At 68.8% G+C, this 7,010-nt stretch carries 4 protein-coding genes; 3 read left to right on the top strand and 1 reads right to left on the bottom strand.

The features are described 5' to 3' along the window. Positions 1 to 58: 58 nt before the first annotated feature. The gene (locus QK444_RS29540; RefSeq protein WP_282785404.1) at positions 59 to 1,651 is read right to left on the bottom strand and encodes an ABC transporter substrate-binding protein; all 1,593 of its coding nucleotides are present in this window, start codon (positions 1,649 to 1,651) and stop codon (positions 59 to 61) included. Positions 1,652 to 1,976: 325 nt separating this feature from the next. On the opposite strand from QK444_RS29540, the gene acs reads away from it, so the two are divergent. The 3 genes from acs to QK444_RS29525 form a co-directional block, all read left to right on the top strand. Beyond that, positions 1,977 to 3,923, top strand: a complete 1,947-nt coding sequence (acs, locus tag QK444_RS29535) for an acetate--CoA ligase (RefSeq protein ID WP_282785403.1) — start codon at positions 1,977 to 1,979, stop codon at positions 3,921 to 3,923. 96 nt (positions 3,924 to 4,019) lie between these two features. Further along, on the top strand, positions 4,020 to 5,108 hold the full coding sequence (locus tag QK444_RS29530; protein ID WP_282785402.1) for an AAA family ATPase: 1,089 nt from the start codon (positions 4,020 to 4,022) through the stop codon (positions 5,106 to 5,108). Between the two features lie 5 nt (positions 5,109 to 5,113). Further along, on the top strand, positions 5,114 to 7,010 hold a 1,897-nt coding region (locus QK444_RS29525; protein WP_282785401.1), incomplete at its 3' end, for a DUF5682 family protein.

Here is a 7,010-nt window from a genome sequence, read left to right as displayed (position 1 = left end):
TTTTTCGCCTGTAATGTGGGCCCCAGCGCGATGCGCATGGCCCCGGCCGCGGCGGCGGCTACTTCTCGATGTTCTCGAAGTCGAACAGTCCGTTCCAGGCGAGTTCGGCATGGGTGACCTTGTCCGAGACACCGGCCGCGGCGACGTAGTCGAGCACCGGGATGTCGGCCATGTCCTGGATCAGCAGGGTCTGGGCCTGGGCGACGAGCCGGTGCGATTCCTCCTGGGTGGGCGCGGCCAGGGCGGCGTCGAGCAGACGGTCGAACTCCGGATTGTTGTAGTTGACGTTGTTGGTCTCGGAGAAGCTGTAGTACTGCGAGGTGAGGAACTGCAGCATGGTCGGGTAGTCGCCCTGCCAGCCGTACCGGAACGCCTTGCCGATGGTTTCGGCGTTCACCTCGTCGCGAATGTTCTTGAAGGTCGGGTACGGCACCGCGATGGCGTCGATGCCGAGCGTGTTCTTGACGCTGTTGGCCACGGCCTCGATCCACGCCTGGTGGCCGCCGTCGGAGTTGTAGGCGATCTCGTACCGGCCCGACCACGGGGACATGGCATCGGCCTGCGCCCACAGTTTCTTGGCTTCGTCGGGGTTGAACTTCAGCACCTCCGAACCCGGCAGGTCACCGTCGAAGCCGGGCAGGGTGGCGGCGGTGAAGTCGCGGGCCGGGAGCCGGGTGCCGTGGAAGATCTTGTCGCAGATGGATTCCCGGTCGATGGCCATGGAGATGGCGCGACGGCGCAGCAGCCCCTCCTCGCCGCCGAAGTGCGGAACATTGGACTGCACCCCGATGTGCTGGTTCTGCGCGGTCGGCTTGGTGATCGCGCGGTCGCCGAGGTCGTTCTGGTAGACGGTGAGGGCGCTTTCCGGGATGGTGTCGAGGGCGTCGAGGTTGCCCGCTTGCAGGTCGGCGTAGGCGGTATCGAAGGACTGGTACATGACGAACCGCAGGCCCTTGTTCTTGGCCGGGCGGCCGCCCGGATAGTCCGGATTGGGCACCAGGTCGATCTTGCTGTTGTGCTCCCAGGCGCCGGGTCCGGCGAACATGTAGGGGCCGTTGCCGATCGGGTTCTGGCCGAAGGCCGCCATATCGGCGTAGGCGGACTCGGGCAGCGGATAGAACGGCGCGTAACCGAGCGAGTCCTCGAAGTCGATCGAGGGGGCCTTCAGTTCGATGGTGAAGGTGCGGTCGTCGATCACCTTCAGGCCCGACATGGTGCGCTGCGTCGGGTTCTCCTTGGCGACCTCGTCGAATCCGGCGATGGGGGTGAACACGTAGTTCTGTAGCTGGGCGTTGGTGGACAGCGCGCCGTAGTTCCAGGCGTCCACGAAGGACCTGGAGGTCACCGGGCTGCCGTCGGTGAACTTCCAGTCCGGTTTCAGGGTGACGGTGTAGTTCTTGCGATCGGTGGTCTCGATGGATTCCGCGACCTCGTTGTGCGCCACCCCGTCGGCGTCGTAGTACTTCAGGCCCGCCCACAGCCGGTCGACCACCCGGCCGCCCATATTCTCATTGGTGTTGGTGGGCACCAACGGATTCTGCGGTTCGGCACCGTTGACGGTGACGATATCGGCGCTGCCGCCGCTGTCGGATGAGCAGGCCGTCAGGGTCAGGCTCGTGGCCAGCAGTGCGGCCGCCGCCGCGGCAATCATCTTCGCTCTCAAGGCATTCTCCCGATCGCAGGAAGACGGCACGGCGCGCACCGGGGTCCACCGGAGCACACCGCGGGGTCGTCTCAGGTGAAACGGACAGTAGCCACCCTGTCAGCCGTTGTCAGCGATTCGATGAGGGATTGTTCACCTTGTTAGCAATGTGGCAACATGCCCGACTCTTTGCCGCGTATCCGCGTGACACATTGCACATCTGGGCACCCTTCGGGACAGACAAATACGACGCAGGTCACAGTCGGATACTGTCGAACGTGGCCGCGGTCACCCCCGCGGACCGCCGCGGGCAGATGTCGAGAGAAGAAGAGAGATGACCGAACCCACCGCTGATCACCTGGACGCGTACCCGCCGAGCGCGGCCTTCGCCGCCGCGGCCAATGCCGACGCCTCTCTCTACGATCGGGCCCACGCCGACCGCGAGGCGTTCTGGGCCGAACAGGCCCAACGGCTGCACTGGCATCAGCCCTGGACCCGGGTATTGGACTGGAGCGATGCGCCGTTCGCGAAGTGGTTCGCCGACGGCACGCTGAACGTCGCCTACAACTGCGTGGACCGGCACGTGCACTCCGGACACGGCGATCAGATCGCCATCCATTGGGAGGGCGAGCCCGGGGACTCCCGCGACATCACCTATGGCGAGCTGCTGGCCGAGGTGTCCAGGGCCGCGAACACACTGGCCGGGCTCGGGCTGCGAGCCGGAGATCGGGTGGCCATCTACATGCCGATGGTGCCCGAGGCCATCGTGTCCATGCTGGCCTGCGCCCGACTCGGACTGACCCACTCCGTGGTCTTCGCCGGCTTCTCCCCCACCGCCCTACGTTCCCGCGTCGACGACGCCCAAGCCAAACTGGTCATCACCACCGACGGCCAGTGGCGACGCGGCACCGCCGCCCCGCTCAAGGCCGCCGTGGACGAAGCCCTCGCCGCCGACGGCGGCGCGACCAGCGTCGACCACGTCCTCGTCGTCCGCCGCACCGGCATCGACGTCCCCTGGACCGACGGCCGCGACCTCTGGTGGCACGACACCGTCACCGACGCCTCACCCGAGCACGAGGCGCAGCCCTTCGACGCCGAACACCCGCTGTTCATCCTCTACACCTCCGGCACCACCGGAAAACCCAAAGGCATCCTGCACACCAGCGGCGGCTACCTCACCCAAACCTCCTACACCCACCACTACGTCTTCGACCACAAGCCCGGCCAGGACGTGTACTGGTGCACCGCCGACATCGGCTGGGTGACCGGACACTCCTACATCGTGTACGGACCGCTGTCCAACCGCGCCACCCAGGTCGTCTACGAGGGCACCCCGAACTTCCCCGACGAGCACCGGCACTGGCAGATCGTGGAGAAGTACGGCGTCTCCATCTACTACACCGCCCCCACCCTGGTGCGGACCTTCATGAAATGGGGCCGCGAAATCCCCGACGCCCACAACCTGAGCTCCCTGCGCCTGCTCGGCTCGGTCGGCGAACCCATCAACCCCGAAGCCTGGCGCTGGTACCGCGAGGTCATCGGCGGCGACACCACCCCCATCGTGGACACCTGGTGGCAAACCGAAACCGGCGCCATCATGATCTCCCCGCTGCCCGGCGTCACCACCACCAAACCCGGCGCCGCCATGCGCCCCCTGCCCGGCATCTCCGCCACCGTCGTCGACGAGGACGGAAACGCGGTCGCACTCGGGGAATCCGAGGCCAACGGTTACCTCGTGTTGGATGAGCCGTGGCCGTCGATGTTGCGCGGCATCTGGGGCGACGACGAGCGGTACCGCGACACCTATTGGGCGCGTTTCGGCAGTCGCGGCTGGTACTTCGCCGGGGACGGCGCGAAACTCGACACCGACGGCGACCTGTGGGTCCTCGGCCGCGTCGACGACGTCATGAACGTCTCCGGCCACCGCATCTCCACCGCCGAGGTCGAATCCGCCCTCGTCGGCCACCCCGCCGTCGCCGAGGCCGCCGTCGTCGGCGCCTCCGACGCCACCACCGGTCAGGGCATCGTGGCCTTCGTCATCCTCACCGCCGAAGCCACCAACACCGGCGCCGACCTGGTCACCGAACTCAAAGCGACCGTGTCCCTGGAGATCTCGCCCATCGCCAAACCCCGTGACATCCACATCGTGCCCGAGCTGCCCAAGACGCGGTCCGGCAAGATCATGCGCCGGCTGCTGCGCGATGTCGCCGAGGGCCGCGAACTCGGCGACACCTCCACCCTGGTGGACCCCACCGTGTTCGAGGCGATCGCACGCCGGTGATCGCCGGATCGGTCGGCCCGGTTGCGATGAGGGGACCGGGCCGACCGATCACACATCCGAACGAACGTGTCACCGAGGCACGTTAGTGTGCGTGCCGTGACCACCGGTTCCACCCAGCATCTACAACGCCCGGCCGCGGAACTCCGCTGGGCCGACGACCTGACTCGGCTGCGCGAGCAGGACACCGCGCCGCGGCCACCGGGCTGGCAGTTGAGCGTCGACGCCGCCAAGCGGTTCATCGTGGGCGACCCGACGCTCGGCATCGGCCGCAAGTTCGTCGGCGACGCCTCCCTGGTGGACCGGGCGCTGGTCTCCCTCGCCACCACCCGCGGACTGTTGCTCACCGGCGAGCCGGGAACCGCCAAATCGCTACTCTCGGAACTACTTTCGGCCGCCATTTCGGGCGATTCCACACTCACCGTCCAGGGCGGTGCGGCCACCACCGAGGACCAGATTCGCTACGGATGGAACTACGCGCTGCTCGTCTCCGAGGGGCCGTCCGAGCGGTCCCTGGTGCCCGCGCCCATGCTGCGCGGCATGCGGGAGGGCAAGATCGTGCGCTTCGAGGAGATCACCCGCTGCCCCCTGGAAGTGCAGGACTCGATCCTGTCGCTGCTGTCCGATCGGGTGCTGGCGGTGCCGGAGCTCGGCGAGATGGTGTACGCGGTCGCGGGATTCAATGTGATCGCCACCGCCAACACCCGCGACCGCGGCGTCAATGAGATGAGCGCCGCGCTGAAACGGCGGTTCAACTTCGAAACCGTCTTCCCCATCACCGATTTCGACGCCGAACTGGCGCTGGTGGAGGCGGAGGCGCAGGCGCTGCTGCACCGTTCCGGCGTACCGCAGGCCCCACCGCGCGACGTACTCGCGGTGCTGGTCACCACCTTCCGGGAACTGCGCCGCGGCGCGACCGACGCCGGTGACGCCCTGGACCGCATGTCCGCGGTCATGAGTACCGCCGAGGCGGTGTCGGTGGCCCATGCCGTCGGCCTGCGCGGCTGGTTCCTGCGCGGCGAGGCCGGAGACGCCGCCGATATCGTGCACTGCCTGGCCGGAACCGCGGCCAAGGACGACCCGGACGACCTGGCCCGGCTGCGCCGCTATCTGGAGCAGCAGGCCCCACGCAAGTCGGGAAAGGCGTGGAAGTCCCTGCACGACGCGCGATTCCAGCTACCGGGCTGAGCCGGATGACGGGGGATGCGGCGCGGGTCACCTTCATCGGTGTGCGCCACCACAGTCCGGCCTGCGCGCGGCTGGTGCGCGACACCGTGCGCGCCCTGCGCCCGGCGTATGTGCTCATCGAGGGGCCGGTCGATATGAACGACCGACTCGACGAACTGCTGCTCGGGCACCAACTGCCCATCGCGGTGTTCTCCAGCTACCGGGACCGGACCACCCGGCACATGTCCTGGGCTCCGCTGTGCGACTACTCCCCCGAGTGGGTGGCGCTCACCGAGGGCCGGGCCGCCGGGTCCGTGGTGCGGTTCATCGATCTGCCCGCCTGGCACAGCGCCTTCGCCGACACCGAGAACCGGTACGCCGACGCCGAACGCCGCTACGACCACGCGGTGACGCGGCTGTGCCGGGAGTTCGCGGTGGACAATATCGACACGCTGTGGGATCACCTCGTCGAAATCGGGGACGACGCCACCCTCGCCGAACGGTTGGCCGCGTACTTCGATCTGGTGCGGGGCGACGACGAGGCGGGCGCGGGCGACGTGCAGCGCGAGGAGTACATGGCCCGCTGGATCCACGCCGCCGTGGACGCGGCGAACCGCGCGGCCGGAACGCGACCCGCACCCATCGTGGTGGTCACCGGCGGCTTCCACCGGCCCGCACTCGCGCGCCGCCTGGACGAGCACCTGCTTTCCGCGCGCACCGCTCCATCCAACTCCCCCTGGCCGCACGTACCACCCTTTCCCGGGGACGGTGTCGGCGGCAGTTACCTGGTGCCCTACAGCTTTCGCCGACTGGACGCCTTCGACGGCTACCAGTCCGGCATGCCGTCGCCGGAGTACTACCAGCGGCTCTGGGAAGACGGGCCGGAACAGGCCGCAGAGGACATCACCCGCGCCGTGGTGCGGCGGCTGCGGGAGCGGGACCAGCCGGTATCGACCGCCGCTCTGATCGGCGCGCGCACCCTCACCGGCGGTCTGAGTCGCCTGCGCGGACACCGATCGCCGTCGCGCACGGATGTTCTCGACGGCCTCGCCGGGGCGCTGGTCACCGAGGCGCTCGACCGCCCGCTGCCGTGGACCGGTCGCGGACGGCTGCGTCCGGGCACCGATCCGGTGGTGGTCGAAATGGTGGCCGCGCTGTCGGGTTCCCGGACCGGGCGGCTGCACCGGGACACCCCGCATCCGCCACTCGTGCACGACGCCGACAGCGAACTCGCCCGCCACGGCATACCCGAGCGGGGAGAGTACGAACTCGATCTCGCCACCGACTCCGGCCTCGCGGCCAGCCGAGTGCTGCACCGGCTGCGCGTACTCGACATTCCCGGGTACCGGCGTACGAGCGGGCCGCTGGTCGGGCGGCCACCGGACCCGCGCGAGGTATGGCGCGTCACCGCATCACCGCTGCGGCTGCCGATGCTCATCGAAGCCGGTTCGCTCGGCGCGACCTGCGCCGAGGCCGCCGCCACCCGGCTGGGTGAACGGTTCGACGCGGCCGGGTCCGATACCGGCGGCCTCGCCGAGGTGCTGTTCGACGCCACCCTGTGCGGGCTCGCGGAACTCGGCGACACGGTGGTGGACCGAATCCGCGGCCTCATCGAATCCGCCGGTGACACCGCCGGTCTCGGACAGCTGCTGGCGGTCACGCTGAGCCTGTGGCGACACGACCGGATCTTCGGCACCGCGCACTCCCCCACCCTGGCCGCGCTCATCGACGCCGCCGTGCTGCGACTGCTGTGGCTGATCGAGGCGGTCCGGGGCGGTCCGGCACCCGCCGACGACCGGATGCTGCACGCCCTCATCGCCATTCGTGACACCACCCGGCACGCACCGGCCGTGCTGAGCGTCGACCGCGCGGATATCGTCGGGGTCTTCCGGCGCGGTGCCGCACCCGATCGGCCGCCCGCAC

Source organism: Nocardia sp. CC201C (assembly GCF_030010695.1).
Taxonomy (GTDB): domain Bacteria; phylum Actinomycetota; class Actinomycetes; order Mycobacteriales; family Mycobacteriaceae; genus Nocardia; species Nocardia otitidiscaviarum.
Note: the sequence above shows the minus strand (reverse complement) of the source record. Positions and strands in the feature narration are given on the sequence as shown.